We start from the raw sequence: 24,563 nt of genomic DNA on the forward strand, positions 1-24,563 counted from the left end.
GATGGGTTGTAAATAGGATGCCTGCCAGCAAGTCAATAAAAAAGCCGCCCCGGAGACCGGAGCGGCTTGTCAGACAAGGCAGATCCGATCAGCGGCGCGGGCCGCGGGCGACGCGTTCGATCTCTTCACGCACGAGACGTTCGACCAGCGTCGGCAGGTTGTCGTCAAGCCAGTCGCGCAGCATGGGGCGCAGCATATCCTCGGCGATCTCATCCAGCGAACGGCGCTCGGCACCATCGATGGCGGCGGCCAGTTCTTCGAATGAGCGGGCGATCTGGAGGCCGGCATCCTGGGACAGAAGTGACTGCTGGGTCTCTTCCATCAGGCTCGGCAGCAGGCGCTCGGACATCGGGGCCGCAACGGAAACCGGAGCCTCCAAAGGCGCTTGCGCGATCCTGATGACATCGGCCTCAGCGACAGATGCATGGCTCGGCGTTTCGAAGTGGATTTCAGCGGGCTCTTCCATGACAACCGGCTCGGGCACCAGTTGCGGGGCCGGCGCTGGCTGCTGGGCGACAGGGCGCTGCGCCTCGGCCAAGACCTGCTGCCCTTCCAGAAGGTGCGCCGGGGTCGGCTGCTGGCGGAATTCCTGTGGCGGCTCGCGCTGCGGCGCGACGGTGTTGCGTTCGGAGGCGGCGCGGACGCGGGCTGCGACATCGGCCAGCGACATGGCACGCGCAGGTGCTTCCTGTGCGGGCGCGGAGCCAGCCGAATTGGCGGCAACGAAACGCGGGTCCGACTGCGGCGCGGGATCGGGGAACTCCACGCCGGCATAGGCCTGATCGACCGTCAACTGAATCTCGGAGCCGTGATCGTCTTCGTCATCATCACCGTAAACAGGCGGCAGCGAAGCGGAAAGTGCCCTGCCCGCGCCCGGCTCATTGCTTTCGATGATCTGGCGGATCGAAGCCAGGATTTCTTCCATGGACGGTTCACGCGCTACGCTTGGCTGAGCCATATCTATCCCCGTTATTCACAAACAACGACCGGATTGCGTGGTGTCGGCATCCGAATCACCCAGACTGTAGGATAGCCGATCGGGGAAAAAAATCATCGCGAATCAAATGAATGCTGCTGTGCACAGTTTTCTCCAAGGTCAATCGCCAGTCGACATCCCACCAAAGAAAACGGGCGCCATGAGCGCCCGCATTCAAAAAAAACCGTCCGGGCCAGCTTGCTCAGAAGACGAATTCTCGGGCCTTGGCAAAGCCCGGCAGCGGCTTCACAGAGGCGTTGAAGAACTCGTTCTCGGAGACTGCACCACGCTCGCTGACGAACACCTTCGCGCGTGCCGAGCCGCCATATCCCTGCACCGTCACCAGGCGCCCGCCCTCGCGAAGCTGCGCGAACAGCGCTGAAGGAACGTCTTCGACCGCGCCGTTGACGAAAATCAGGTCGTAGGGTGCACCCGTCGTGCTGCCAGCTTCCAGAGATCCATTGACCACTGAGACGTTGGCATAAGCTGCGAGATTGGCAGTCGCCGCTGCGACAAGAGCCTCGTCCTCTTCCAGAGCGACGACCGATCCGGCCAGCATGGAGAGGAGTGCCGAGACATAACCTGTGCCGCAGCCGACATCGAGAACCACGTCGTTCTTGTTGATGGCAGCAAGCTGCAGAAGCTTGGCGAGCGGCGATGGCTGCATCAGGAAGCGCGGCGGCTTGCCGGGTGCAGCAGGACAGATTTCGACATCGCTGTCGACATAGGAAATTGCCTTCGACTTTTCCGGGACGAAAGCCTCGCGCGGTACGGCGAGAAATGCCGCCTGCACGGAATGCGAGGTGACATCCGTGGTGCGGATCTGGTTATCGACCATGTTGGCGCGTGCCGTATCGAAATTCATAGTGTCCTCTCGCCCAATGAAAAGCGCTTATAGCTCATCGTGTCTTAATCGCAGGGCAACAGGCTTTCAAGGCTTCCTGAGCGACTGCAGCAAGAATTCGGACCGCCCTGACGTCGCGGCCCAGTCGTCTCCAATAATCAATGGAACAAACCATAAGCATGTGATAATATTGCAACCGGAGGAATAAGGAGGAGAAGACCATGTCATTCATAGCTGAATATTTCTCGCTGTTCGATTTTTTCATCGTCGCAGCATTGCTTGGCATCGTGTGCTGCGGATTTCTCGGCAGCGAGGCAAGTTGAACGGCGACGTCGGTTAAGTCTCTAACCAAATCGGGCCCATTCAGGTTGGTGTCAGCTTGTTAGGCGATGATTTTCGTCGATGATGATTTGACGGGCGGAATTCATTGAATAGATCGGCTCTTTTAGGCGGGCTCTTTATCGGCGGCCTCTTGGCTATCGTTGTGATGATACCGCTGGTGCATGCCAGCGCTCCGGGCGTTGCGACCAACGGCCTTTCACCGATGGTGTCCTTGCAGCGGATCAACTGATCGCCCCCAGCCAGATCAATTCTGTCCGGCAACTCAATCTGTGTTAAATCGCCCACATCGCCTTGCTATCGGCTCAGGCCTGCCTGCTGGCGTTTCCGCAAATCTCGTCTGATCCTGCCGGCTGTGAGGCTCGCGTTTCCCGCGCAGCGGAGCGATTGTTGAACCAAAGCTTTTACTTGAATATTTGTTGTTTGAAATCGGGCAGGTTTTTAAACAACCCCCTTGCGCTCGATTTCTATTCATTCTAAATCCCCGCCAACGCTTCGAAAGCGTAAGCGTTGTGAGGCCTCGTGGCGGAGTGGTGACGCAGAGGACTGCAAATCCTCGTACCCCGGTTCAATTCCGGGCGAGGCCTCCAAACGTTTCTTTATCCTGAGCTGTCAGCCTGAATAGAGCGACGCCAGCATGCCCTGCCGGGCGGCAACCCTTTCCTACCTAAAGTTCACATTGTTGCCTCTGATGGCAGATCCGTCGTTATTTCACGATGCGCGCCGGTGCGTCCGCCGACTTGCCGCCATTCCATACGCAATCGACCGTCCTGCCCGATCAAAGGCAGGACGGTCGCAACGTGGAACTCAGAGAAAAAGTGACAGCCTGCAATCAGGGGCCGGCGCACTGCCGGCGTGGGCCGGAGTTTGGCTGATAGGTGTTATCGGATGCGCGATATGACCGGTAGCGGCTGTAGCAGTAGTCTATATGGCTGTCGCCGGACTGCGCACGCGGCTGCGATGCCAAGACACCGCCGATGAGCGCGCCAGCTGCGAGCCCACCAATGATGGCGCCGGTGTTATCACTATGTCGGCGATAGTCGCGACGGTCGTAGCGATAACGATCACGGTCCCGATCACTGTAGCGGTATCTGTTCCGGTCACCGTTGCAGTTCCTGTAAGGGCCGCACCGATCCACATGACCGCCCTTTGGCGTGTTCGGCAATCCGGTCAGTCCATCCACCGCCTTGCCCCGGGGGTAACGCACATCGAACGCGCTTGCCGGAGCAATGCTCCCCAAACACGTCATAAGCGCCAAGGCGACAATCGCCAATTTCTTCATGGCAGGAACCTCACAATTCAGACAGATCATCATCTTTGATCTTGTGAATTCAAAACGCAGTCGCACCCTATTCGTTCCAATCAATTGGTTTTATTGCGCATTCTGCAGAGGATATCGCAGTCTTTTCAATCCTTTTGTCAGCTTCATCAAATGCGCTCGCCCACACTTCCTTTGGTTTCGCAGCTGCTTTATGACAGCCGCATGACAATCGCTTTCAACGGATGGACACCATGCTGAGCTGGTTTCGAAAACTTATGCCACGCGAAGACCGGTTCTTCGATCTGTTTGCCCAGCACTCGCGCACTGTCGTCGGTGCTGCCGAAGCGCTCGACGCGTTGCTTTCCGGAAATGACACCGAGGTCCATTGCGCGCGCATCGTGACGCTCGAGAACGAGGCGGACGATATCACCCGGGAAGTTCTGCTTGCCGTGCGCCGCAGCTTCATCACCCCCTTCGACCGCGTCGATATCAAGGATCTCATCCAGTCGATGGATGATGCGATCGACATGATGCACAAGACGGTGAAGACCATTCGGCTATTCGAGCAGAAGAGCTTCGACCCGATCATGCAGGAGATGGGCAAGACGATCGTGGAAGCCGCCAATCTGGTGGCCGAGGCCATTCCGCTGCTCGACCGGATCAACACCAACGCTCCGCGCCTGACCGCCATCGCAGAAGCCGTGACCCGCGTCGAAGGCCGCTCCGACGAGTTGCACGACCGGGGACTGAAGGATCTGTTCCGCAGGCATGGCGCATCCAATCCGATGGCCTATATCATCGGTAGCGAGATCTACGGTGAACTTGAGAAGGTTGTCGATCGGTTCGAGGACGTCGCCAACGAGATCAGCGGCATCGTGATCGAGAACGTCTGATGGATGCCACCCTCGCCTTCCCGCTGCTTGCCGGGCTGATAGCGGTCGCGCTGTTCTTCGACTTCCTGAACGGCCTTCACGATGCCGCCAATTCGATCGCGACAATCGTGTCGACGCGCGTGCTGCGGCCACAATATGCCGTTGCCTGGGCGGCCTTCTTCAACTTCATCGCTTTCCTGTTCTTCGGCCTGCATGTGGCCGAGACGCTGGGCACGGGGATCATCGATCCCGCCATCGTTTCGCCGATGGTCATCTTCGCGGCACTGATGGGCGCCATCATCTGGAATATCGTCACCTGGGTGTTCGGTATTCCGTCAAGTTCGTCGCATGCGCTGGTCGGCGGTCTCGTCGGCGCAGGTCTCGCCAAGGTGGGCTTCAGCTCGATCGTCTGGAGCGGCCTCCTGAAGACGGCGGGCGCCATCGTCATGTCGCCGATGATCGGTTTCCTGCTGGCGCTGTTTCTCGTGCTCTGCGTGTCGTGGATTTTCGTGCGGCAGACGCCATTCGCGGTCGATCGCACCTTCCGCATCATGCAGTTCGCATCGGCGTCGCTCTATTCGCTGGGACATGGCGGCAATGATGCGCAGAAGACGATGGGTATCATCGCCATTCTTCTCTATTCGCAGGGCTATCTCGGCGGCAGCTTCCATGTGCCGCTATGGGTGGTGCTGTCCTGCCAGTCGGCGATGGCGCTCGGCACGCTGTTCGGTGGCTGGCGCATTGTGCACACGATGGGCTCGAAGATCACACGGCTGAACCCGATGCAGGGGTTTTGCGCGGAAACCGGCGGGGCGCTGACGCTGTTCGGCGCGACCTGGCTCGGCATCCCGGTATCGACGACGCATACGATCACAGGCGCGATCATCGGCGTCGGCGCCGCCAAGCGGCTGTCTGCGGTGCGCTGGGGGCTTGCGGGCAATATCGTGATCGCCTGGGTGGTCACCCTGCCCGCCGCAGCGCTGATTTCCGCGGCGTTCTACTGGATCGCCGATATCTTCGCCTGATCGACGACCGACCGGCCCGACCAAGGGCCTGATCAGGAGGCGGGCTTCCGCCTCCTGTGCCACCACACCGCAAATCGACGCCTCATCCGCCGCGCGATGTGCAGATCGTGCGACAGGACCAGCACGCCGAGCGGAACCATCCAGAAGCCGAGAATCGGCAGAAACCCCAGAAAACCGCCAAAAACCAGAAGTCCGCCGATCGAAAGGCGGGCCGCGCGGGATTTAGGCAGGCGGATGCGTGTTGGGCCCATAATAATGTGGCCGGTCGAATGATCGATGCCAAAGCGCCTAACGCCTGGTTTTGCGGTATTATCGTGGCTTTCAGTCATCCTTATGAGATGGGGATAACCTGAATGATTGCAAGTAGATGTCATTTTTTTGAAAAAACCGCTTGGCAAATCGAGCAAGCATTTGTATTAGCCCACTCACACCGCGGCAAGCGGTGATCCCTGGTAGCTCAGCGGTAGAGCATTCGACTGTTAATCGACAGGTCGCCGGTTCGAATCCGGCCCGGGGAGCCAAATTCTAAAAGGTCTGCATTGAAAAATGCAGGCCTTTTTCTTTTCCGAAATCAAAGCGATACTATTGATCACGACCGATGTCGGGTAATCGTATCATCGACCGGTTCCTGCCGGCCTCAGGCCGGGCAGAGCGGGAATGACCCGGCTCTATCAATAGGCGCAGGAGCGGCCGTTGCTGGGCCTGAAGCCGTCCGAGCAGGCCCGGTTCATGGAGTCACCCGGAACGTAGCCGGATGCGGAACCCCTCGACGTCGGGACGCTGTTACAGCCTGATGAGATCGCCGAAAGGCTGATCAGCGCTGCCGCCGTCAAAAGCGTAAAAAAGCGGTTCATCCGTAATTCTCCCTGAAACGGCCCATGGAATGCAAACAATCATCCCATCTCTCGATGGAAGCATCATTTGCAGCAAGCCCAAAGCACAGACTGTTGAGCGCTAAAGGCAGCAATGGATAATATAATGCAAGACTTTCGGGCGAACAGGGCCGTTATGGCGCGGGCTTGCGGCTTCACGCCATAACCACCTGCCTCATCCCTGGAGACTGTTGACCTTGCGGAGATCGGGGAACAGCCGCGCCCAGAGCAGAACCACGACGATCGTCCCGACCCCACCGATAACACCGGCTGCCACCGGGCCCATGACGCCGGCCAGCATGCCGGATTCGAATTCGCCCAGCTGGTTCGAGGTGCCGATGAACAGCGAATTGACCGCATTGACGCGGCCACGCATCGTATCAGGGGTCAGAAGCTGAACCAGTGAACTGCGCACCACGACGCTGACCGTATCGGAAGCGCCGACGACCAGCAAAGCGGCGATCGACAGCGCAATGTTGGTGGACAAAGCGAAGACGATCGTCGCTACGCCGAAGACCGCAACGGCGACCAACATCTTGGCACCGACCTGGCTTGTCAGCGGACGCCTTGCCAGAACGATCGACATGGTGAGTGCACCAATTGCCGGTGCTGCGCGCAGCAGGCCGAGTCCCCAGGGGCCGGCGTGCAGGATATCGCTCGCAAACATCGGCAGGAGTGCCGTTGCGCCGCCCAGCAGAACAGCGAACAGGTCGAGCGAGATGGTGCCAAGCATGACCGGGCGGCTCTTGATGAAGGAGACGCCGGCGAAGACGGAGGCCAGCGTCACCGGCTCGCGCTTCGTCGGCGTCCATTTCATCTTGATCGAGATGACGTTGAGGCTTGCCGCCGCAAACAGGACGGCGGCGACGGCAAACGGGGCGACGGGATCGACGCCGTAAAGAATACCGCCAAGCGATGGTCCGACGATCAGGGCCGTCTGCATCATCGACGTCGATGTAGCCACCGCACGCTGCAGCATGGAAGCGGGCATGATGCTTGGCAGCAGCGCTGCCATGGTCGGCCGCTCGAAGGCGACGGTTGCTCCCATGATGGTAACAGCAACCAATATGCCCGCCGGCGTCAGCCAGTTCTGCCAGGTGGCAACGGCCAGCACTGCCGATACGGTTGCGAGGATCAATTGGCAGACAAGGCCGATGCGCCGCCGGTCAAAGCGATCCGCGACGTGCCCGACAATGAAGGTGAGAACGACCATCGGCAGAAACTGGCAGAGGCCCACCAGTGCCAGCGCGAACGCGCTGTGGGTCTGATCGTAGATCATCCAGCCCATTGCGATGGCGACGCACTGAAATGACAGTGAGGAGAAAACGCGCGAGCCTGCGAAATTCAGATAGCCTGGATGGCGGAGGACGCTATCCTGCTGAACTCTATAATTATCCATGGGAGAAGACTGTCCGGCACGCCATCGACAGCGTACCCCTGAGGGTTGTTGCTGCAACGGTTTCCGCCCGGACGGATGTCCTTGTCAACTGCAGCAGGACCGTTTTCCGTTCGCTCCGGCTAGAACACGCAGGAGTGATCGACGCGCCTCGTCAATGGAGCGGCGGCGATCCAATCGGGAAGGTCATTTTTTCTTGCCGGCAGGGCGTACCTTGGTCGGCTTTGGCGGCGGTATCAGCGCGGCTTCGGCATAGCAGTAGCCCGCAACCCATCCGCCTTGCGCAAACAGCTTGGCATTGCCCTCCGCGTGCCACTGGCAGGTCAGGGAATTGGCATCCCACGCCGTCACGCTGACATCATTGACGCCCTTGCCGGCGAAGACAGCATTCGGATTGCCGGTCAGTTGCCAGCCTGCCGGGGTTTCCAGTCTCCATGAGACCCGCTGGCCCTGTCTGGCCTTCTCGCGAAGGCCGAATTCCGGCGTCTGGCAGCGATTGGTGGCGGGATCGCATGTCAGCTTCGCTTGCGACACCTGCGTCGGCATGTTTCTCACCACCGTCTGACAACTGGTCAGGGCAACCGCCAAAAGCGTCATGGCCAAGGCAACATCATACCACATAACCGGCCTCCCATCCGTCACATGCTATCGATGCCACATACAATACAACATTGCGACGGCAACCGCGCTTCACCGTTTGGCTGATGTCTCTACGCGTAGCGCCGCGGTGCCTTTGCCTTCTGCTTGACGCTATCGAGCAGAGCAGAGCCGCCGGTCCACCGGCCGAAGCCACTTGATATGTTGATGTGTCCGGCGAGGCCGATATTTCGAAGCTCCGTCTTCCATAGATGGGCATAGAGCGTCAGACGGTCGAGTTCCATGTAGTGATCATTCAGGCTGCCGACAGTGATGCTTGGAAAGGGAAGCGCCCGCGTTGGCATCGGTCCGAAGCGGATGGTGTCGGGATGGCGCTTTTCAGTCGGGCGCAGGTCGCAGGGGGCAACGAGCAGCGCACCCTTGATCCGGCGCGCCGACGGCCGGTCGGCGAACTTGGCCGCCAGCAGGCATCCAAGGCTGTGCGCGACGATATAGGCTTCGCCGTGCTGCAAAAGAGCGGCCTCGAGCCGGTCCGCCCATCGATCGACCAGCGGGTTGGTCCAATCCTCCTGCTCAACAAGGACGCTGTCCGGATCGTCCTGGAGCCAGAAGCGCTGCCAATGGCCCTCCTGCGATCCGTTGAGGCCGGGGATGATCAATGTTGCCGTCATCACCCTATCCTTAAAAGCCGGAGTGACGCGGGCTGTGCAGAAGTGCCGATATCTAGTCTGTCATCTGCGTGATCCGCTCGCGCAACTCGGACCCTGTACCATCGTCGATGTCCTCGCTGCCGAAGCAGTATCTGGCTTCGTGGAGTTCCAGCCTGGATTCCAGCTGATCCCTGAGGGTGCAAAGGCGATCGAAATGCCGCATGATGCTCATGGTCGTCCGCTCCTGTGTAGCCGTCTTTCGATAGCGGCCATCTCATGGGGCAGTATTGTCTATATTTTTAGTAGATTAAAGGAATGACCGACCACGCTTGGATGAAAGGGTAAAAAATTCCGAATGTGCGCGCCGCGCGGCGCCCGCAATCAGAGCGCGACAAGGCAGTGTCCGCTCACCCCAGTTCCTCGCTGCGCAATGCCTGTTTTAAATCTGCACAGATGCCGAAACTTTTGATCCACCTCCCTCGTAGTTTCGTAACAGAAGCACAAAAGAAAAACGGGGACCGTGTTCATTGTCGGACGATGCAGAAAAGCCGCTTATCCTTTGGTTTCGCAAGGATCTTCGCCTTGACGACAATCATGCACTGGATGGCGCGTGCGCAACTGGACGGCCGATCATTCCGGTGTTCGTTCGCGAGCCTTCTTCCGCTGGAACCGGCCCGCTCGGCGGTGCCCAGGCCTGGTGGCTGCACCACTCCGTCGTGTCCTTGAGCGCATCGCTCGAAGCGCTTGGCGGGTCGCTCAACCTTGCGAGCGGCGATGCGCTGGATGTGCTCGTCGGCCTGATCAAGAGCAGCGGCGCCGATACCGTGATGTGGAACCGCCGATACGATCCGGCCGGTATTGCCATCGACACCCGCATCAAGCGCGAGCTGGAACTGCAGGGTATCAAAGCCAAAAGTTTTGCAGGGCAGTTGCTGCACGAACCATCGCGGCTGAAGACAGGTGGCGGCACGCCGTATCGCGTCTATACGCCATTCTGGCGCGCACTTGAAAATGCCGGCGAGCCGCCTCGTCCGCTCGACGCACCCGATGCCGTTCGATTTGCTCCGGTTCTCGACACGAGCGAGACGCTCGGCTCCTGGGGCCTGTTGCCGACCAAACCGGATTGGGCGCAAGATTTTTCGCAGGTCTGGCATGCCGGGGAAGACGCCGCGCGCGAAAAGCTTTCCGATTTCCTCGACCAGAGCCTTTCCGGTTACAAGACCAATCGTGATTTTCCCGCCAAGCAGACGACGTCGATGCTATCGCCCTATCTGGCGCTCGGCGTGATATCGCCCGGCCGCATATGGGAAGAGACACGCGGCCTTGATGTTCCCGCGGATGATCTCGTGCATTTCCGCAAGGAACTCGCCTGGCGCGAGTTCTCCTACCACCTGCTCTATCATTTCCCAAAGCTGCCCTACGAAAACTGGAACGGCCGTTTCGACGGTTTCGGCTGGAACAATGACAGCGCGCAATTCAACGCCTGGACGCGCGGGATGACCGGCTACCCGATCGTCGATGCCGGGATGCGGCAGCTGTGGCAGCATGGGTTCATGCACAACCGGGTGCGGATGATCGCCGCCTCGTTCCTGATCAAGGACCTGATGATCGACTGGCGGCGCGGCGAGACATGGTTCCGCGACACGCTTATCGATGCCGATCCGGCCAGCAATGCCGCAAGCTGGCAGTGGGTCGCCGGCTGCGGTGCCGATGCGTCGCCATTCTTCCGGATCTTCAATCCCATCCTTCAAGGCGAAAAGTTCGATCGCGACGGCGACTATGTGCGCGAGTTCGTTCCCGAGCTTGCCGACCTTGACAACAAATACATCCACAAACCCTTCGCTGCCCCTCCGAGCGTGCTCGACAAGGCCGGCATCGAACTGGGTGAAACCTATCCGAAGCCGATCGTCGACCACGCAGCCGCCCGGGACCGGGCGTTGAAAGCCTACAACGCCGTAAAGGACGCAGCATGAACGCGCACTTCCCTCACCCGCATCGCCGCCTGAAGATCGCGATCATCGGTTCCGGCGTGTCGGGGACATCCGCCGCCTGGGCGCTCAACCCGCTGCATGACGTCACGCTCTACGAAAAGGAAAGCCGTGCCGGTGGGCATACTGCCACCGTGGATGTCGATTATGACGGCCTCAGCATTCCCGTGGATACCGGATTCATCGTCTACAACGAGCCGAACTACCCGAACCTGACGGCGCTGTTTTCCGAACTCGGCGTTGCCACGCATGCCAGCGACATGAGCTTTTCCCTGTCGCTCGATCACGGCAAGCTGGAATGGAGCGGTGCTGGTCTGTCTTCGATCTTCGCGCAGAAGCGCAATCTTCTGCGGCCCTCCTTCCTGCTGATGATCCGCGAGATCCTGCGCTTCAACAAGACATGCCTGCTCGATCGTGCCGCGGGCCACCTCGCCTCGCGCTCGATCGGTGACTATCTCGACTGGCGCGGTTTTTCGCCCGGCTTCACCAACAATTACCTGGTGCCGATGGCAGCGGCGATATGGTCGACGCCGGCGGCGAAGATGATGCAATTCCCGGCCGAGCATTTCGTCAACTTCTTCGACAATCACCGGCTGATCTATAGCAGGCAGCATCAGTGGCGCACGGTCACCGGCGGTAGCCGCACCTATCTCGACAAGCTGCTGGCGCCGCTCGGCGACAGGCTGAAGCTCGGGCTTGGCGTGCGCAGCGTGGTCCGCAGCCAGGCGGGCGTGACTGTTATCGACGACAGCGGTGAGGAAACCCATTTCGACAAGGTGATCTTTGCCGCGCACAGCGATCAGACCCGCCATATGCTCGCCGATGCGACCGATCAGGAGCAGAGGCTTCTTGCAGCCGTTCCCTATCAGCCAAACCGGGTCGTGCTGCACCGCGACCCGAAGCTGATGCCGCAGCGCCGGAAGGTCTGGGCCTCGTGGAACTATCTGCGTTCCAGTTCCGAGGACGGCAATGCCGACGTGGCCGTCACCTACTGGATGAACCGGCTGCAGGCGATCGACGACCGGTTCCCGCTGTTCGTGACACTGAACCCGGATCGCGAGCCGGACCCGCGCAAGGTATTTGCCGAATTCAGCTACGACCACCCGCAGTTTTCGGCCGAGAGCGTGCAGGCGCAAGGTGCTTTGGCCAATATGCAGGGACGCAACAACTGCTACTTTGCGGGAGCCTGGACGGGCTATGGTTTCCACGAGGACGGACTTTCGTCCGGCCTGAAGGCTGCAACGGCGCTCGGCGCTGTGCTGCCGTGGAGCACGATCGGCTCCGAAGACATCGAACCGGAGCTGGATGCCGTCGCATGAAGCAACGACGCGGACGACAGGGTGTCAGCATGACGAGCAACGGGCCACCGCCCGAGGCTGCGGCTGTGCTCTATGTCGGCGACGTCATGCATCAGCGGATGAAGCCGTTCGGCCATCGCTTTCGCTACCGGGTATTTTCGATGGCGATCGATCTCGACCGGCTGGAAGAGGCGAACGGGCTGTCAATGCTCTTTTCCGTCAACAGGCGCAACGCAGTGTCGTTCTATGAGCGCGATCACGGTGGCGACAAGAGTGTCAGGGCGCATGCGGACGCACTGCTGGCGCAAGCCGGGCTGCACGCCAAGCGCATCGTGCTGGTCTGCTATCCCCGTATCCTCGGCTACGTGTTCAATCCGCTGTCGGTCTACTATGCCTATGGCGAAGACGACGCTTTGACCGCGATGATCTACGAAGTGCGCAATACGTTCGGCGAGCGCCATACCTATGTCTGCCCTGTTGGTGCCGACGAGATCTGCGAAGCCGGCGTGCGCCAGAGCTGCGACAAGGTCTTCCATGTGTCGCCATTCATCGGCATGGGCATGCGCTACAATTTCCGGATGCTGCCGCCGGGTGACGAAATTCGCTGGCGGATTCTCGAAACCGATGCGAGCGGACCGCTGCTGGCCGCGACCTTTTCCGGTCGGCAGGTCAGCCTGAGTACGGCGACCCTGGCCCGGCTGACAGCCGCCATCCCGCTCCTTCCGATCAAGATCGTCGGCGGCATTCACTGGGAGGCTCTGAAGCTGTGGCTGAAGGGCGCCAAATACATATCGCGACCGGAGCCGCCTGCGCCTGTCAGCGTGGTGGTGCCGCGCGAGATGGCCGAGGCCGCGGAATGACCGGGCATTGGTTCGATTGCGCACAAGACAGCACTGGAAATTCGCTTGGATTTTCCAATTTTTAAGATAGCGTTCAAGCCAATCGCCGGGGGGCGGAGTGTTTCAGCGCATCGTCGTCCTGAGCCGGCCAAAGATTGCCGGAGGAGAGAACAATGAGTGATGCTAGAGACTTGACCACTTCGGCGCGCGAGGCGATCCAGCTGACGCACGAGAATATCGGCAAGGTTTCGAAGGGATTGCCGTTGCGCGCCAAGCTGGCGCTGCGGGCGATGCTTCGGATGCAGCACGGATCGTTGAAGATCGTGCTGCCGGACAGCCGCGTGGTGCTGGTCACCGGCAACGTTCCCGGACAATCTGCCGAGATCCACCTGAAGAACTGGAACATCTGCTATCGGGCGCTTTCCAGCGGCACGATCGGTGTTGCCGAAACCTACATGGACGGCGACTGGGACAGCCCCGATATTGCTGCCTTCCTGGAACTGTTCCTCGTCAACGATGAAGCGATCCAGGAATACGCCAACGGCAAGGGCGGCATCACCCGAATTGTCGAGCGCGTCCGCCACTGGATGAACACCAACACCAAGAAGGGTTCTCAGCGCAACATCTCGGCGCATTACGACCTCGGCAACGATTTCTACAAGCAGTGGCTCGATCCGACGATGACCTATTCGTCGGCGCTCTATTCGACCGGCGCCAACGATCTGCAGTCGGCACAGAATGCCAAATATCGAGCATTGGCCGAGGCGACCGGGATCAAGCCCGGCGACCACGTGCTGGAGATCGGCTGTGGCTGGGGCGGATTTGCCGAGTTTGCCGCCAGCGAACTGAACTGCCGCGTCACCGGTCTCACCATCAGTCGCGAGCAGCTGGCATTCGCCGAGGAGCGCATCCGCAAGGCGGGTCTCAGCGACAAGGTGGATTTCCGCTTCCAGGACTATCGCGACGAAACCGGCGTCTACGACAAGATCGTCTCGATCGAGATGTTCGAGGCGGTCGGCGAGAAATACTGGCCGGCCTATTTCTCCAAGCTCGAGCAATGCCTGAAACCGGGCGGCAGCGCCGGTCTGCAGATCATAACGATTCGGCCGGAATCCTTCGAGCAATACCGGAACAATCCCGACTTCATCCAGAAGTACGTTTTCCCAGGTGGAATGCTACCCACCCGCGAGCATCTTGCCGAACTTGGCCGAAAAGTGAATTTGTCACTGGTCAGGGACTTTGGTTTCGGGTTAGACTACGCTCGTACTCTTGCCGAATGGCGAGAGCGTTTCTGGTCCGTGTGGGAACGAGTTCGCCCTTTGGGCTTCGACGAGCGCTTCAAGCGGCTCTGGGAATTCTATTTATTTTACTGTGAAGCAGGTTTCCGCGCCCGAAACATCGACGTCCGTCAGGTCGTCTTTTCGCGGAGCTGACGAGAGCGGATGGCGGAACCAGACAGTAGACCTCCTGTCCCGGTCGCCATCCGCCTCGTCTATTCGCTGCCCGCGGCGCCGCTGGCCGCTCTCGGGCTTCCGCTCTACGCATTCGTCCCGACCTATTACACCGAGACGCTCGGGCTGCCGCTGGCCGCGGTCGGCTTCACGTTGCTGATCGTGCGGCTGTTCGATGCCGTTTGCGATCCTGTCGTCGGCGTGCTTGCCGACCGCATCCGGCCGCGCATCGGGCGGCGAAAGTTCTGGTTCGGCCTGTCGCTGCCGGTCGCCGCCATTGCCGCGATCATGCTCTATGCGCCGCCTGACGATGCGACGACGCTCTGGCTCGGGCTCTGGGGCACAGTGCTATCGCTCGGTTTCACACTGGCGGTCGTACCCTACTCCGCCTGGGGCGCCGAGCTGATCGCGGACTATCGCGGCCGCACCTCGCTTGCGGCATTGCGCGAAGCGCTGACACTTATCGGAACGCTTGTCGCCATCGTGCTGCCATTTGCCGTCGGGGCGCGAGCCGGCACCAGTCTACCTGGCCTCGGGTTTCTCGGCGTGTTCGTGGCGATCGCCCTGCCGCTGACAGGGCTGCTGGCAATCTGGAAGGTGCCCGAACCGAAGCAGCATTCCGCCACACAGATAGCGTTTGGCGCGGGCATGCGGCTATTGGCCGGCAACCGTCCTTTTCGCCGATTGCTGACCGCTTTTTTCCTCAATGGCTTTGCCAATGGCATTCCGGCGACGCTGTTCCTCTATTTCGTCTCCGACCGCCTGGGGCTTCCAGAGACACGCGGGCCGTTGCTGTTCGTCTATTTCCTATCCGGCATTGCGGGTATCCCGCTGGCGACATGGGTGGCGGGCCGGCTCGGCAAGCACCGCGCCTGGTGCTGGGCAATGCTAGCGGCGTGCGCGGCGTTTGCGCTTGCGCCGCTGCTCGCGCCTGGTTCGCTTTACGCATTCGGCGCAATCTGCGTGTTCACCGGATTGATGCTGGGCTTCGATCTGGCGCTGCCGCCATCCATTCAAGCAGACGTCATCGACGTGGATACGGCGGCATCGGGCGAAGCGCGCGGCGGTCTCTATTTCGCTGCTTGGGGGCTCGCAACGAAGGCATCGCTTGCGGCCGGCGTCGGGCTGGTATTTCCGATCCTTGCGGCCTTCGGTTTCGAAGCCTCTGAGGGAACGCAGAACGCACCCGCTGCCTTGACGGCGCTTGCCGTCACCTATGCATGGATACCGATCGCACTGAAACTTTGCGCCGTCGGGTTGATGTGGAATTTCCCGCTGGATGAATCCGCGCAGAAAGCGCTGCAGATGCGCATCCGAGCGCAATAGCTATTCAGCGGGATGCGGCGTCACCGGGCGGTGATGATCGGCGCGTGGCCGCTCCTGCCAGCCGGTCGCCCGGTTCACCAGCCAGAAATACAGGCTGTATGGCAGGAGATTCAGGGCCTTCAGCGCGAAGGTGAAGCGCTTCGGGAAAGTGATTTCGAAGCTTTGCTGCTTGAGGCCGGCTGAAATCTGCGCCGCAGCTTCCTCCACCGATACCAGAGAGGGCATCGGGAATTCGTTCTTGCGGGTGGCTGGCGTATCGACGAAGCCGGGATTGATCAGTTGGATGCGGATGCCCATCTTGTCGAGGTCGAATTTCAGGCTCTCGGCCATGTTGATCAACGCCGCCTTGGTGGCGCCGTAGGCAGCCCCAGTCGGCAGGCCGCCGTAGCCAGTCACGGATGAGACGATGGCGATCTGGCCCTGCCCTTTGTGCTTCATGTGGCGAACGGCAGGCACGAGGCAATTGACGACGCCCTGCAGATTGACGGCAAAGCTCTGCTCGAAATCTTCGCGCCGCAGTTCTTCCGCATGAACAGGCAGGTAGACACCAGCGTTGAAGACCGCAAGCGCCAGCGCACCGTGCTCATATTCGATCGATGCGAGCACATGCTCCATGTCTTCGGCATTGGTGACATCGCCATCAAGCACGATGATGCTGCCCCCAAGACCACTGCCAAGACCATTGGCCTCGGCCTGCAGTTCAGCGAGTTTTTCGTGATCGCGGGCGGTAACGGCCACCTTGTAACCTTCACCGGCAAGCTTGAGCGCCAGAGCCCTGCCAATGCCCGAGCTTGCGCCTGAAATCCATGCAATTCCATGTTCGGGACGGGCGACAAAATCTTGCATGGCGCAATTCCTCCGGTTGTATCAGAAACGTCGAAACAGGCCCGGAAGTTCCTCAGGAGCTTCCGGGATAATGTCTCTATCACGCTATTGTGGCTGCTTTCAGCCGATCAGGTCGCCGATCAGCTGGCGGAACGAACCGGTGAGCTTGACCGGTGCGTCGAGAACGGAAAATGCAATGCAGGGGCGATCTTTTTCGGCGACCGGCCGATGGTCGATGGTCTCGTCGGCCACGGAGATGTCGCCAGGCCCGAAGCGGCCGCGATTGTCGTTGAAGGCGCCGTCGAGGATGAGTGTCAGCTCCATGCCCTTGTGGGTATGCGCCGGCAGTGCGCGGCCTGCCTTGATCCACATCAGGCTGACTTCACAGCCGTCGATGTCGATCGAGTACTCCTTGAAGCCGGGAAGCTTGGTTTTCCACGGCACGGTATCGGCGTCGAAACCGACGAGGCTGCGGAGCGCGCTTGGAAAGACGCTCTTCCTTTGCTCCGCTGCGACCGGCAAAATACGTTCGGCAGGCGGAGACGATGAAAAGATCTGCGACAGCCGCGCATTGCGGTCGTCGATTTCGGTTTCGGGTGTCTGCTCCAGCGCCTGACCGGCCAGCAGCTCCAGATCCTGCACCAACAGGCGGTGATCCGGCTTCATTTCGAGATGCGATTCGACAAGCACCCGTGCCGGCTCAGGAAGAGAGCCTGCAACGTAATGTGCCATCAATGCATCGACCGTGTCGACATGCTCGTGAACCATAATGGTTTCGGTCGTTTCCGCTTTCGGTGATTGCTTTGTCATCGTCCATACGATGAAAGTCAATCTTCAGATCACCCGACGCGGCTCGATCCGGGCGCCGGCGGATATTCTGAGAGATAAAGTCTAATTTTATCGCCGCGGCCAAAGGCATGGAATAGCATTTCTTGCCAACCTAGCCTTGTGAAGAGAAAAGACCGTTCCTAAACTAAGTGTTCCAAAGAGGCAGATTCCATGACCGTCTATCCTTCCGTCCTAGAAGCCATCGGCAACACGCCCCTGATCAAGCTCAAGGGTGCGTCGGATGCAACCGGTTGCACCATTCTCGGCAAGGCGGAATTTCTCAATCCCGGCCAGTCGGTGAAGGATCGTGCGGCGCTCTACATCATCCGCGACGCCGAGAAGAAGGGCTTGCTGCGGCCGGGCGGCGTCATCGTCGAAGGCACGGCCGGCAACACCGGGATCGGACTGACGCTGGTTGCCAAGGCACTCGGCTATCGCACCGTCATCGTCATCCCGGAGACGCAGAGCCAGGAAAAGAAGGACGCGCTGAAGCTGCTCGGCGCCGAAGTCGTCGAAGTGCCTGCTGTTCCCTACAAGAACCCGAACAATTACGTGAAGGTCTCCGGACGTCTGGCCGAACAGCTGGCCAGGACCGAGCCGAACGGCGCAATCTGGGCCAACCAGTTCGACAACGTTGCCAACCGGCAGGCGCATATCGAGACCACGGCCCGGGAAATCTGGGCCGATACCGACGGCAAGGTCGATGGCTTCATCTGCTCGGTCGGCTCGGGCGGCACGCTTGCCGGCACGGCGATGGGCCTGAAGAGCTTCAACAAGAATATCAAGATCGGCATCGCCGATCCGGATGGTGCAGCACTCTACGAATTCTACAAGAACGGCGAGCTGAAATCTTCTGGCTCGTCGATCACCGAAGGCATCGGCCAGGGTCGCATCACCGCCAACCTGGAGGGGTTCACCCCCGAGTTCGCCTATAACATCTCGGATGCGGAAGCCCTGCCCTATGTTTTCGAACTGGTCGAGCACGAAGGTCTTTGCCTCGGCGGTTCGTCGGCGATCAACATTGCCGGCGCGGTTCGCCTGGCCAAGGATCTCGGCCCGGGCCACACGGTGGTGACCATCCTCTGCGACTACGGCAACCGCTACCAGTCGAAGCTTTTCAACCCCGATTTCCTGACGTCCAAGGCCCTCCCGGTTCCGGCATGGCTGACGTCGCCGGTGGATGTCAACATCCCCTACGAACCCGCTGCGTGAGGCCAAATGCCCGTCAATGCCCTTTACCGTGACGACTTCTATCTCTCGACAACAGAGGCCGTCGTCACGGCCATTCACGACGACGGTGGCATAGAGCTCGACCAGACCTGCTTCTATGCCACATCAGGCGGGCAACCGGGCGATACGGGCTTTCTGGAACGCGCCGATGGCAGCAAGATCACGCTTGGGCAGACCAGGCATGGCGCTGCAAAGGATATCATCATCCACGTGCCGATCGAGGGACAGGCACAGCCTGCTGTCGGCGAAAAGCTGGTGATGCATCTCGATTGGGAGCGTCGCCACAAGCTGATGCGGATGCATACAGCCTGCCACCTTCTGTCCGTCGTCTGCTCCTATCCGATCACCGGTGCCGCCGTCGGCGAAGACGAGAGCCGCGTCGATTTCGACATGACCGATACGATCGACAAGGACGAGGTGACGACCAAGCTGATGGCGCTGGTCGAGCAGAACCATCCGGTCTATCTGCAATGGATAACCGACGAGGAGCTGGCAGCCAATCCCGGCATCGTGAAATCCAAGAATGTGCGTCCGCCTGTTGGCCTCGGACGCGTCAGCCTCGTCTGCATCGGCGAAAACTCAGCGATTGACAGCCAGCCCTGCGGCGGCACACATGTGTCGCAAACCAAGGATGTCGGACAGATTCACATCGCCAAGATCGAGAAGAAGGGCAAGGAAAACCGCCGCTTCCGTATCCGTTTCGGCGCTCCCGGCGACGACGCATAAGCATTGCCGAAGCATAAGCATTGATTGGAGAGAGCAGCATGAGCGAGACCACGAGCCGCTTCGTCGTTTCGGCCGATTGGGTCGAAAAGCAGCTGGGCACGCCGGGATTCACGGTGGTAGATGCCTCCTGGTATCTTCCTGCGCACAAGCGCATCGCCAAGGATGAGTATGTGGCGGGCCATCTCCCCGGCGCCGTGTTCTTCGATCAGGACGCCATTGCCGATCACTCGACCGGCCTGCCGCATTCCCTGCCCTCGCCTGAACTGTTTGCATCCGAAGTCGGCAAGCTCGGCATTGCGGAGAGCGACACCATCGTCGTCTATGACGGCATGGGCTTCTTCTCGGCACCGCGGGTCTGGTGGATGCTGAGGACGATGGGCGCCAAGGAGGTCTATCTTCTCGATGGCGGGCTGGATGGCTGGAAGGCCGAGGGACGTGCGACCGAGAGCGGCACTGCGACACCGCAGGCAGCGGTGTTCACCCCGACGTTTCGTGCCGACAAGGTGATCTCGTTCGAGGCGATGCGCGGCATCGTTGATGATGGCTCCGCACAGGTGGCCGATGCGCGTGGCGCCGGTCGCTTCACAGGCGAGGAAGCCGAGCCCCGCGCCGGCATGCGCTCCGGTCATATGCCGGGTGCCCGCAACCTGCCTGCGACCAGCCTCTCGGCCAATGGCCACTTCAAGGATGTGGCAACGCTGAAGACGATGATTGCCGACGCCGGTATCGACCTTTCGAAGCCTGTCGTGACCAGCTGCGGCTCGGGCGTGACGGCTGCCGTCATCATGCTGGCGCTGGCGACGGTCGGCCACGACGACAACGCGCTTTACGATGGCTCGTGGAGCGAATGGGGTAGCCGGGAAGACACGCCCGTTGTGACCGGCCCGGCAGAATCGGTTAAAGCGTGATCATGGCAAAAGCACCCTCCTCACTCCAGGCCCACGTGACCCATCTCGAGATGACGGCGCCGCCGAAGACCAGTCTTCCGGTGCCCGTCAACATCCAGACGGCGATCATGCGTACGCCGGAGATTCCGCTGCCGTTCTATCGCTACCTCTACCGCCAGGTCGGCGCCCGATGGCAGTGGGTGGATCGGCTGCGAATGAGCGACGAAGAACTAACCGCAGCGCTCTACGACAAGCGCAACACAATCAGCGTTCTCTATGTCAACGGCGCACCTGCCGGCTTCTACGAGTATCTGACGATCGACGAAGACACGGTCGAGCTCAGCCATTTCGGGCTGATCGAGCATGCGCTCGGGCTGGGCATCGGCAAGTGGTTCCTGCTGCAGGCGCTCTATGCGATCTGGACGCAGAGCCCGATGCGCGTGACGACGACCACCAATAATCTCGATCATCCGCGCGCATTGCAGCTTTACCAGATGTTCGGCTTCTCTCCCGTCTCCACGGGGACGGCGATCGTCCGTCCGCTCAGCGACAAGGAACTGCTGGAGTTCGCAAAAAGAACGTAGCCCGCAAGGATCGGGTGGTTCAAAGGCTGTTGACGAGGCATTCAAGGCAGGCTCGTAAAGGAGACTTGCCATGCCAACCCTTCATTTCACTGCCATGCCAGCCGCTGACTCCGACCACATCTGGAACGGCGGGCGCGACGCTTACGACAATCCGCCAGAGACGATGGTATCAGATGGCCCCGGCCATCCCTGCCGCCATTGCCTCGGCAATATCGACGCGGACGAAGAGCTTTATGTCTTCGCCTACCGGCCTTTTGCCGAACTGCAGCCCTATGCCGAGACAGGACCCGTGTTCCTGCACAAGCGGCGTTGCGAACGCTATGCCGCCGAAGAGATCATGCCGCCGGTCCTCATCACCAGCCCCGACTTCATCCTGCGCGGCTACGGCGAAAACAACAGGATCGTCTACGGCACCGGTTCGGTGACTTCGGTTGCGGAAATTCCGGCCTATGCCGCAACGCTGCTGCAGCGGCCCGACGTCTCCTATGTGCATGTGCGCTCGGCGCGCAACAACTGCTATCAGTGCCGAATCGACGGATAGCGACGCAAGAAGCCGGCTGCAACGTCCGCGACCGGCTTCAACTGACGTTGCGTTACGCGCTTCAGGCTACATTCAAAACGCTTTCCGCAGCGTAAGGTTCGTAACCCAGCGCTTCGGCGACGGCCTTGTTGGTGACCCGGCCTTTGTGGACATTGAGACCATTGCGCAGATGCTTGTCCTCGGCGATGGCGCGCAGGCCGCGATCGGCCAGAGCGAGGCCGTAGACCAGCGTTGCATTGTTGAGCGCATGCGCCGAGGTGACCGGCACTGCGCCCGGCATGTTGGCCACGCAATAATGCACGACGCCATCGACCTCAAAGGTCGGATCGGAATGTGTCGTCGCATGCGATGTCTCGAAGCAGCCGCCCTGATCGATGGCGACGTCCACGATGACGGCGCCCTTCTTCATGCCGGACAGCATTTCGCGGGTAACAAGCTTGGGGGCTGCGGCACCCGGGATCAACACGGCACCGATGACGAGATCGGCGGAGAACACTTCGTCTTCGAGCGCCTGGATGCTGGAATAGCGGGTGTGGATGCGGCTTGCGAAGATATCGTCGAGCTGGCGCAGGCGTGGGAGGGACTTGTCGAGGATGCTGACATCGGCGCCGAGGCCAGCCGCGATCTTGGCGGCATGAAGGCCGACCACGCCGCCACCGATAATGGTGACCTTGGCCGGCAAGACTCCGGGCACGCCGCCGAGAAGAATGCCGAGGCCGCCATTGGCCTTCTGCAGAGCTGTCGCGCCGGCCTGGATCGACAGGCGGCCGGCAACCTCCGACATCGGCGCCAGTAGCGGCAGGCCGCCGCGCTCATCGGTCACCGTCTCGTAGGCGATTGCAGTCACGCCCGAGGCAAGAAGACCCTTGGTCTGTTCCGGGTCCGGCGCCAGATGCAGATAGGTGTAGAGGATCTGGCCGTCGCGAAGCTGCGCCCATTCCGACGGCTGCGGCTCCTTGACCTTGACGATCATGTCGCACTTTTCGAAAATGTCCCTGGCGGACGCCGCGATCCTGGCGCCGGCTGCGGCATAGGCGGAATCATCCGCGCCGATGCCCGAACCAGCCTTCGTCTCGACCCAGACTTCATGTCCGTGAGCGACATATTCGCGAACGGACGCAGGCGTCAGACCGACACGGTATTCGTGGTTCTTGATTTCCTTCGGGCAACCGACACGCATTTGAGCGTTCCTCTCTTTTGTTTTTTCAGCTCCGTCCAGCGGAGTGTTTGCAAGAGGAATCCAATCACCTGACGGACGAAATGTCCTTGCAAAGAGGATTTGCATGGACGGCATTTTTCGACGACTATTGCGTATATAGGAAAATAATCGAAAGTTCTTCGAATGTCCGATCTCGACGCCATCGATCATGCGATTTTGAAGGCCTTGCAATCCAACGCACGGATGACCAATGCCGACCTCGCCGCAAAGGTCGGGCTGTCGGCATCCGCCTGCTCCAGGCGCCTCGACATACTGGACCGCAGCGGCGTCATCCTCGGTTACCACGCGCATGTTTCTCCGAAGGCGCTCGACTACAAGATGATCGCCATCGTGCATATTTCGCTGTCCGGCCAGTTCGCCAAGACGCTGACGGAATTCGAGATCGCGGTGAAACTCTGTCCGAATGTGCTGGTCTGCTATCTGATGTCAGGCGAATACGACTACATCCTGCGCGTTGCCGCCCGCGATCTTGAGGACTACGAGCGCATCCACCGCGACTGGCTTTCGGCCCTTCCGCATGTGGTGAAGATCAACTCGAGCTTCGCATTGCGCGAGGTGATCGACCGGCCGAATGTCGGCCTGTGAGTGCGGGCCGGAATTGATGCCTTCCTGGCGGAAGTTTCGATGGCACCGGCCAGACCTGCACGATAAGACGAGATCATGAAACCGAAGACTCAAGGCTATATTTTCGTCCTTCTGGCGATCACCATCTTCTCGCTGCAGGACGGAATCTCGAAGCATCTCGGCAGTGCCTATCCGCCTGTCTTCGTGACGATGATCCGTTATTGGGCCTTCGGCCTGTTCACGATCCTGCTGGCGTCGAAAATGCGCGGCGGCCTGATGGCCACGGCACGCACCAAGCGGCCGGTGCTGCAGGTGATCCGCGGGCTGCTGCTGGCTTCGCAGGTGGTCGCCGTCATCAGTTGCTTTGCGGTGATCGGCCTGGCGCATTCGCAGGCGATCTTCTCTGCCACACCCATTCTCATTGCGCTGCTCTCCATGCCGCTGCTCGGCGAGCGCGTCGGCTGGCGGCGATGGACGGCAATCTGCGCCGGCCTCATCGGCGTGCTGCTGATCCTGAAGCCCGATGGGGGAATGTTCGACTACAAGCTGCTGCTGGCAATCCTGTCCTGCTTCCTGTTCGCCTTCTACGTGATCGCCACGCGGCTGGTCAGCCGCGACGATTCGTCGATGACCAGCTTCTTCTATACCGGCGTTGTCGGCGCCGCCGCGATGACGCTTGTCGGCCCGTTTTATTGGACGTGGATGTCTGCGGGCGACTGGGGCTGGATGGCGCTCGTCTGCATCACCAGCATATCGAGCCACTATTTCCTGATCCGCGCCTACGACATGCTGGATGCCGCGGCCGTGCAGCCGCTGACCTATCTGCAACTTGTCTATGCCTCGATCATCGGCGTGACGATCTACAATGAAACACTCAGCCTCAATACGATTATCGGCTCGATGATCGTCGTCGCTTCCGGGATATTCACGATATGGCGTGAGCATGTGGTCGGGCGCAGGCAAGCAACCAGACAGTAAAGCATCCGCCTGCAATTTTAACGAAAACCATAAAAGCATTTCAATCTGTGCTCGATATGCTCGTCTCATGTTCAAATTGGGACACGCTTAGATGCACAATCTCAACATCGTCACCCGCAAGGCCGATAGGAAGCCGTGCCGGATGTTTGGCAAGGTTCGTTACCTGACAAAAGAAGTGGATGCGCGCATCCTCGATATGTCGATCAACGGCATTGCACTTGAAGTCCGCTCTCCGTTGCATGCGGCCTCCGGCAGCCGCGTCCAGATTCTCGCCGACGACCTCGGCGTGCTGCACGGCGTTATCCGATGGAGCCATAACGGTCGCGTCGGCATCCAGTTCGATCCGAACTCCAACGCCCGCGCGCAGGTGTCATCGTATTTCAGGTTCTTCCACAAGGATGTGAAGCCCGTGCTGGCGCGGTAACCGCTTCAACCTCGCCACGACAT

At 60.1% G+C, this 24,563-nt stretch carries 27 protein-coding genes and 2 tRNA genes; 17 read left to right on the forward strand and 12 right to left on the reverse strand.

Annotated elements, in window-relative coordinates; genetic code table 11:
• Positions 1 to 88 precede the first annotated feature (88 nt).
• Together GVL52_RS05000 and GVL52_RS05005 are read right to left on the reverse strand one after the other, a co-directional pair.
• Positions 89 to 958, reverse strand: coding sequence for a PopZ family protein (locus tag GVL52_RS05000; protein WP_160004461.1), 870 nt, complete (start codon positions 956 to 958; stop codon positions 89 to 91).
• Positions 959 to 1,178: 220 nt separating this feature from the next.
• Entirely contained in the window at positions 1,179 to 1,841 is a 663-nt protein-coding gene (locus tag GVL52_RS05005; RefSeq protein ID WP_160004463.1) for a protein-L-isoaspartate O-methyltransferase, read from the reverse strand.
• An 834-nt stretch (positions 1,842 to 2,675) separates the two neighbouring features.
• On the opposite strand from GVL52_RS05005, the gene GVL52_RS05010 reads away from it, so the two are divergent.
• Positions 2,676 to 2,749, forward strand: a tRNA-Cys gene (locus tag GVL52_RS05010).
• 242 nt (positions 2,750 to 2,991) lie between these two features.
• Here GVL52_RS05010 and GVL52_RS05015 read toward each other — a convergent pair.
• A complete protein-coding gene (locus GVL52_RS05015) occupies positions 2,992 to 3,441 on the reverse strand; it encodes a BA14K family protein (RefSeq protein ID WP_160004465.1) in 450 nt (149 codons plus the stop codon).
• Between the two features lie 230 nt (positions 3,442 to 3,671).
• Between GVL52_RS05015 and GVL52_RS05020 the strand changes: the two genes are divergently transcribed.
• Positions 3,672 to 4,313, forward strand: coding sequence for a DUF47 domain-containing protein (locus GVL52_RS05020; RefSeq protein WP_160004467.1), 642 nt, complete (start codon positions 3,672 to 3,674; stop codon positions 4,311 to 4,313).
• Positions 4,313 to 5,317 (forward strand): inorganic phosphate transporter, encoded by a 1,005-nt coding sequence (locus tag GVL52_RS05025; RefSeq protein WP_160004469.1) that lies wholly within the window; start codon positions 4,313 to 4,315, stop codon positions 5,315 to 5,317. Before GVL52_RS05020 ends, GVL52_RS05025 begins: the two co-directional genes overlap by 1 nt.
• Positions 5,318 to 5,349: 32 nt before the next feature.
• On the opposite strand, the gene GVL52_RS05030 is transcribed toward GVL52_RS05025, so the two are convergent.
• Entirely contained in the window at positions 5,350 to 5,646 is a 297-nt protein-coding gene (locus GVL52_RS05030; protein ID WP_160004914.1) for a hypothetical protein, read from the reverse strand.
• Positions 5,647 to 5,763: 117 nt separating this feature from the next.
• Between GVL52_RS05030 and GVL52_RS05035 the strand changes: the two genes are divergently transcribed.
• Positions 5,764 to 5,838 (forward strand) — tRNA-Asn (locus GVL52_RS05035).
• Positions 5,839 to 5,988: 150 nt separating this feature from the next.
• Here the strand turns inward: GVL52_RS05035 and GVL52_RS05040 are convergent.
• The 5 genes from GVL52_RS05040 to GVL52_RS30325 form a co-directional block, all read right to left on the reverse strand.
• Entirely contained in the window at positions 5,989 to 6,171 is a 183-nt protein-coding gene (locus tag GVL52_RS05040) for a hypothetical protein (RefSeq protein ID WP_160004471.1), read from the reverse strand.
• Positions 6,172 to 6,364: 193 nt separating this feature from the next.
• Positions 6,365 to 7,588, reverse strand: a complete 1,224-nt coding sequence (locus tag GVL52_RS05045) for an MFS transporter (RefSeq protein ID WP_160004473.1) — start codon at positions 7,586 to 7,588, stop codon at positions 6,365 to 6,367.
• Between the two features lie 183 nt (positions 7,589 to 7,771).
• Entirely contained in the window at positions 7,772 to 8,206 is a 435-nt protein-coding gene (locus GVL52_RS05050) for a hypothetical protein (protein WP_160004475.1), read from the reverse strand.
• Between the two features lie 89 nt (positions 8,207 to 8,295).
• Positions 8,296 to 8,853: an alpha/beta hydrolase gene (locus GVL52_RS05055; RefSeq protein ID WP_160004477.1), complete on the reverse strand. Its 558-nt coding sequence runs from the start codon at positions 8,851 to 8,853 to the stop codon at positions 8,296 to 8,298.
• Positions 8,854 to 8,905: 52 nt separating this feature from the next.
• Positions 8,906 to 9,064: a hypothetical protein gene (locus GVL52_RS30325; RefSeq protein WP_200847768.1), complete on the reverse strand. Its 159-nt coding sequence runs from the start codon at positions 9,062 to 9,064 to the stop codon at positions 8,906 to 8,908.
• Between the two features lie 295 nt (positions 9,065 to 9,359).
• On the opposite strand from GVL52_RS30325, the gene GVL52_RS05060 reads away from it, so the two are divergent.
• From GVL52_RS05060 to GVL52_RS05080, 5 genes are all read left to right on the forward strand, one after another.
• A complete protein-coding gene (locus GVL52_RS05060) occupies positions 9,360 to 10,805 on the forward strand; it encodes a deoxyribodipyrimidine photo-lyase (RefSeq protein WP_160004479.1) in 1,446 nt (481 codons plus the stop codon).
• Complete coding sequence (locus tag GVL52_RS05065; protein WP_160004481.1) at positions 10,802 to 12,139, forward strand: NAD(P)/FAD-dependent oxidoreductase; 1,338 nt, start codon at positions 10,802 to 10,804, stop codon at positions 12,137 to 12,139. The genes GVL52_RS05060 and GVL52_RS05065 overlap by 4 nt, the downstream gene beginning before the upstream one ends.
• Complete coding sequence (locus tag GVL52_RS05070) at positions 12,136 to 12,978, forward strand: DUF1365 domain-containing protein (protein ID WP_160004483.1); 843 nt, start codon at positions 12,136 to 12,138, stop codon at positions 12,976 to 12,978. The genes GVL52_RS05065 and GVL52_RS05070 overlap by 4 nt, the downstream gene beginning before the upstream one ends.
• A gap of 152 nt (positions 12,979 to 13,130) precedes the next feature.
• The gene (locus GVL52_RS05075; protein ID WP_160004485.1) at positions 13,131 to 14,390 is read left to right on the forward strand and encodes a cyclopropane-fatty-acyl-phospholipid synthase family protein; all 1,260 of its coding nucleotides are present in this window, start codon (positions 13,131 to 13,133) and stop codon (positions 14,388 to 14,390) included.
• A gap of 9 nt (positions 14,391 to 14,399) precedes the next feature.
• Positions 14,400 to 15,734 (forward strand): MFS transporter, encoded by a 1,335-nt coding sequence (locus tag GVL52_RS05080; protein WP_160004487.1) that lies wholly within the window; start codon positions 14,400 to 14,402, stop codon positions 15,732 to 15,734.
• On the opposite strand, the gene GVL52_RS05085 is transcribed toward GVL52_RS05080, so the two are convergent.
• A complete protein-coding gene (locus tag GVL52_RS05085) occupies positions 15,735 to 16,580 on the reverse strand; it encodes an SDR family NAD(P)-dependent oxidoreductase (protein WP_160004489.1) in 846 nt (281 codons plus the stop codon).
• A 99-nt stretch (positions 16,581 to 16,679) separates the two neighbouring features.
• Positions 16,680 to 17,327 carry a ChrR family anti-sigma-E factor gene (locus tag GVL52_RS05090; RefSeq protein ID WP_160004916.1) on the reverse strand — a complete coding sequence of 216 codons (648 nt, stop codon included), beginning with the start codon at positions 17,325 to 17,327 and terminating at the stop codon, positions 16,680 to 16,682.
• Between the two features lie 231 nt (positions 17,328 to 17,558).
• Here GVL52_RS05090 and GVL52_RS05095 point away from each other — a divergent pair, with 231 nt between their 5' ends.
• From GVL52_RS05095 to GVL52_RS05115, 5 genes are all read left to right on the forward strand, one after another.
• Complete coding sequence (locus GVL52_RS05095; protein ID WP_160004491.1) at positions 17,559 to 18,599, forward strand: cysteine synthase A; 1,041 nt, start codon at positions 17,559 to 17,561, stop codon at positions 18,597 to 18,599.
• A 6-nt stretch (positions 18,600 to 18,605) separates the two neighbouring features.
• Positions 18,606 to 19,343: an alanyl-tRNA editing protein gene (locus GVL52_RS05100; protein WP_160004493.1), complete on the forward strand. Its 738-nt coding sequence runs from the start codon at positions 18,606 to 18,608 to the stop codon at positions 19,341 to 19,343.
• Positions 19,344 to 19,381: 38 nt separating this feature from the next.
• Positions 19,382 to 20,251: a 3-mercaptopyruvate sulfurtransferase gene (gene sseA, locus GVL52_RS05105; RefSeq protein WP_160004495.1), complete on the forward strand. Its 870-nt coding sequence runs from the start codon at positions 19,382 to 19,384 to the stop codon at positions 20,249 to 20,251.
• A 2-nt stretch (positions 20,252 to 20,253) separates the two neighbouring features.
• A complete protein-coding gene (locus GVL52_RS05110; protein ID WP_160004497.1) occupies positions 20,254 to 20,814 on the forward strand; it encodes a GNAT family N-acetyltransferase in 561 nt (186 codons plus the stop codon).
• A 70-nt stretch (positions 20,815 to 20,884) separates the two neighbouring features.
• On the forward strand, positions 20,885 to 21,355 hold the full coding sequence (locus GVL52_RS05115) for a DUF1203 domain-containing protein (RefSeq protein WP_160004499.1): 471 nt from the start codon (positions 20,885 to 20,887) through the stop codon (positions 21,353 to 21,355).
• A 61-nt stretch (positions 21,356 to 21,416) separates the two neighbouring features.
• Here the strand turns inward: GVL52_RS05115 and ald are convergent, their stop codons facing one another.
• The gene (gene ald, locus GVL52_RS05120) at positions 21,417 to 22,535 is read right to left on the reverse strand and encodes an alanine dehydrogenase (RefSeq protein ID WP_160004501.1); all 1,119 of its coding nucleotides are present in this window, start codon (positions 22,533 to 22,535) and stop codon (positions 21,417 to 21,419) included.
• 162 nt (positions 22,536 to 22,697) lie between these two features.
• Between ald and GVL52_RS05125 the strand changes: the two genes are divergently transcribed.
• From GVL52_RS05125 to GVL52_RS05135, 3 genes are all read left to right on the forward strand, one after another.
• Positions 22,698 to 23,159 carry an Lrp/AsnC family transcriptional regulator gene (locus tag GVL52_RS05125; RefSeq protein ID WP_160004503.1) on the forward strand — a complete coding sequence of 154 codons (462 nt, stop codon included), beginning with the start codon at positions 22,698 to 22,700 and terminating at the stop codon, positions 23,157 to 23,159.
• Positions 23,160 to 23,234: 75 nt separating this feature from the next.
• Positions 23,235 to 24,116 (forward strand): DMT family transporter, encoded by an 882-nt coding sequence (locus tag GVL52_RS05130; RefSeq protein ID WP_160004505.1) that lies wholly within the window; start codon positions 23,235 to 23,237, stop codon positions 24,114 to 24,116.
• A 91-nt stretch (positions 24,117 to 24,207) separates the two neighbouring features.
• Complete coding sequence (locus GVL52_RS05135) at positions 24,208 to 24,540, forward strand: PilZ domain-containing protein (protein ID WP_160004507.1); 333 nt, start codon at positions 24,208 to 24,210, stop codon at positions 24,538 to 24,540.
• Positions 24,541 to 24,563 lie beyond the last annotated feature (23 nt).

This window comes from Rhizobium sp. 18055 (genome assembly GCF_902706285.1).
Lineage (GTDB): Bacteria > Pseudomonadota > Alphaproteobacteria > Rhizobiales > Rhizobiaceae > Rhizobium.

Coding starts and splice junctions, on each gene's coding strand:
- GVL52_RS05000 (WP_160004461.1), bottom strand. CDS start 958: ATGGCTCAGCCAAGCGTAGCGCGTGAACCGTCCATGGAAGAAATCCTG.
- GVL52_RS05005 (WP_160004463.1), bottom strand. CDS start 1,841: ATGAATTTCGATACGGCACGCGCCAACATGGTCGATAACCAGATCCGC.
- GVL52_RS05015 (WP_160004465.1), bottom strand. CDS start 3,441: ATGAAGAAATTGGCGATTGTCGCCTTGGCGCTTATGACGTGTTTGGGG.
- GVL52_RS05020 (WP_160004467.1), top strand. CDS start 3,672: ATGCTGAGCTGGTTTCGAAAACTTATGCCACGCGAAGACCGGTTCTTC.
- GVL52_RS05025 (WP_160004469.1), top strand. CDS start 4,313: ATGGATGCCACCCTCGCCTTCCCGCTGCTTGCCGGGCTGATAGCGGTC.
- GVL52_RS05030 (WP_160004914.1), bottom strand. CDS start 5,646: ATGACTGAAAGCCACGATAATACCGCAAAACCAGGCGTTAGGCGCTTT.
- GVL52_RS05040 (WP_160004471.1), bottom strand. CDS start 6,171: ATGAACCGCTTTTTTACGCTTTTGACGGCGGCAGCGCTGATCAGCCTT.
- GVL52_RS05045 (WP_160004473.1), bottom strand. CDS start 7,588: ATGGATAATTATAGAGTTCAGCAGGATAGCGTCCTCCGCCATCCAGGC.
- GVL52_RS05050 (WP_160004475.1), bottom strand. CDS start 8,206: ATGTGGTATGATGTTGCCTTGGCCATGACGCTTTTGGCGGTTGCCCTG.
- GVL52_RS05055 (WP_160004477.1), bottom strand. CDS start 8,853: ATGACGGCAACATTGATCATCCCCGGCCTCAACGGATCGCAGGAGGGC.
- GVL52_RS30325 (WP_200847768.1), bottom strand. CDS start 9,064: ATGAGCATCATGCGGCATTTCGATCGCCTTTGCACCCTCAGGGATCAG.
- GVL52_RS05065 (WP_160004481.1), top strand. CDS start 10,802: ATGAACGCGCACTTCCCTCACCCGCATCGCCGCCTGAAGATCGCGATC.
- GVL52_RS05070 (WP_160004483.1), top strand. CDS start 12,136: ATGAAGCAACGACGCGGACGACAGGGTGTCAGCATGACGAGCAACGGG.
- GVL52_RS05075 (WP_160004485.1), top strand. CDS start 13,131: ATGAGTGATGCTAGAGACTTGACCACTTCGGCGCGCGAGGCGATCCAG.
- GVL52_RS05080 (WP_160004487.1), top strand. CDS start 14,400: ATGGCGGAACCAGACAGTAGACCTCCTGTCCCGGTCGCCATCCGCCTC.
- GVL52_RS05085 (WP_160004489.1), bottom strand. CDS start 16,580: ATGCAAGATTTTGTCGCCCGTCCCGAACATGGAATTGCATGGATTTCA.
- GVL52_RS05090 (WP_160004916.1), bottom strand. CDS start 17,327: ATGGTTCACGAGCATGTCGACACGGTCGATGCATTGATGGCACATTAC.
- GVL52_RS05095 (WP_160004491.1), top strand. CDS start 17,559: ATGACCGTCTATCCTTCCGTCCTAGAAGCCATCGGCAACACGCCCCTG.
- GVL52_RS05100 (WP_160004493.1), top strand. CDS start 18,606: ATGCCCGTCAATGCCCTTTACCGTGACGACTTCTATCTCTCGACAACA.
- sseA (WP_160004495.1), top strand. CDS start 19,382: ATGAGCGAGACCACGAGCCGCTTCGTCGTTTCGGCCGATTGGGTCGAA.
- GVL52_RS05110 (WP_160004497.1), top strand. CDS start 20,254: ATGGCAAAAGCACCCTCCTCACTCCAGGCCCACGTGACCCATCTCGAG.
- GVL52_RS05115 (WP_160004499.1), top strand. CDS start 20,885: ATGCCAACCCTTCATTTCACTGCCATGCCAGCCGCTGACTCCGACCAC.
- ald (WP_160004501.1), bottom strand. CDS start 22,535: ATGCGTGTCGGTTGCCCGAAGGAAATCAAGAACCACGAATACCGTGTC.
- GVL52_RS05125 (WP_160004503.1), top strand. CDS start 22,698: ATGTCCGATCTCGACGCCATCGATCATGCGATTTTGAAGGCCTTGCAA.
- GVL52_RS05130 (WP_160004505.1), top strand. CDS start 23,235: ATGAAACCGAAGACTCAAGGCTATATTTTCGTCCTTCTGGCGATCACC.
- GVL52_RS05135 (WP_160004507.1), top strand. CDS start 24,208: ATGCACAATCTCAACATCGTCACCCGCAAGGCCGATAGGAAGCCGTGC.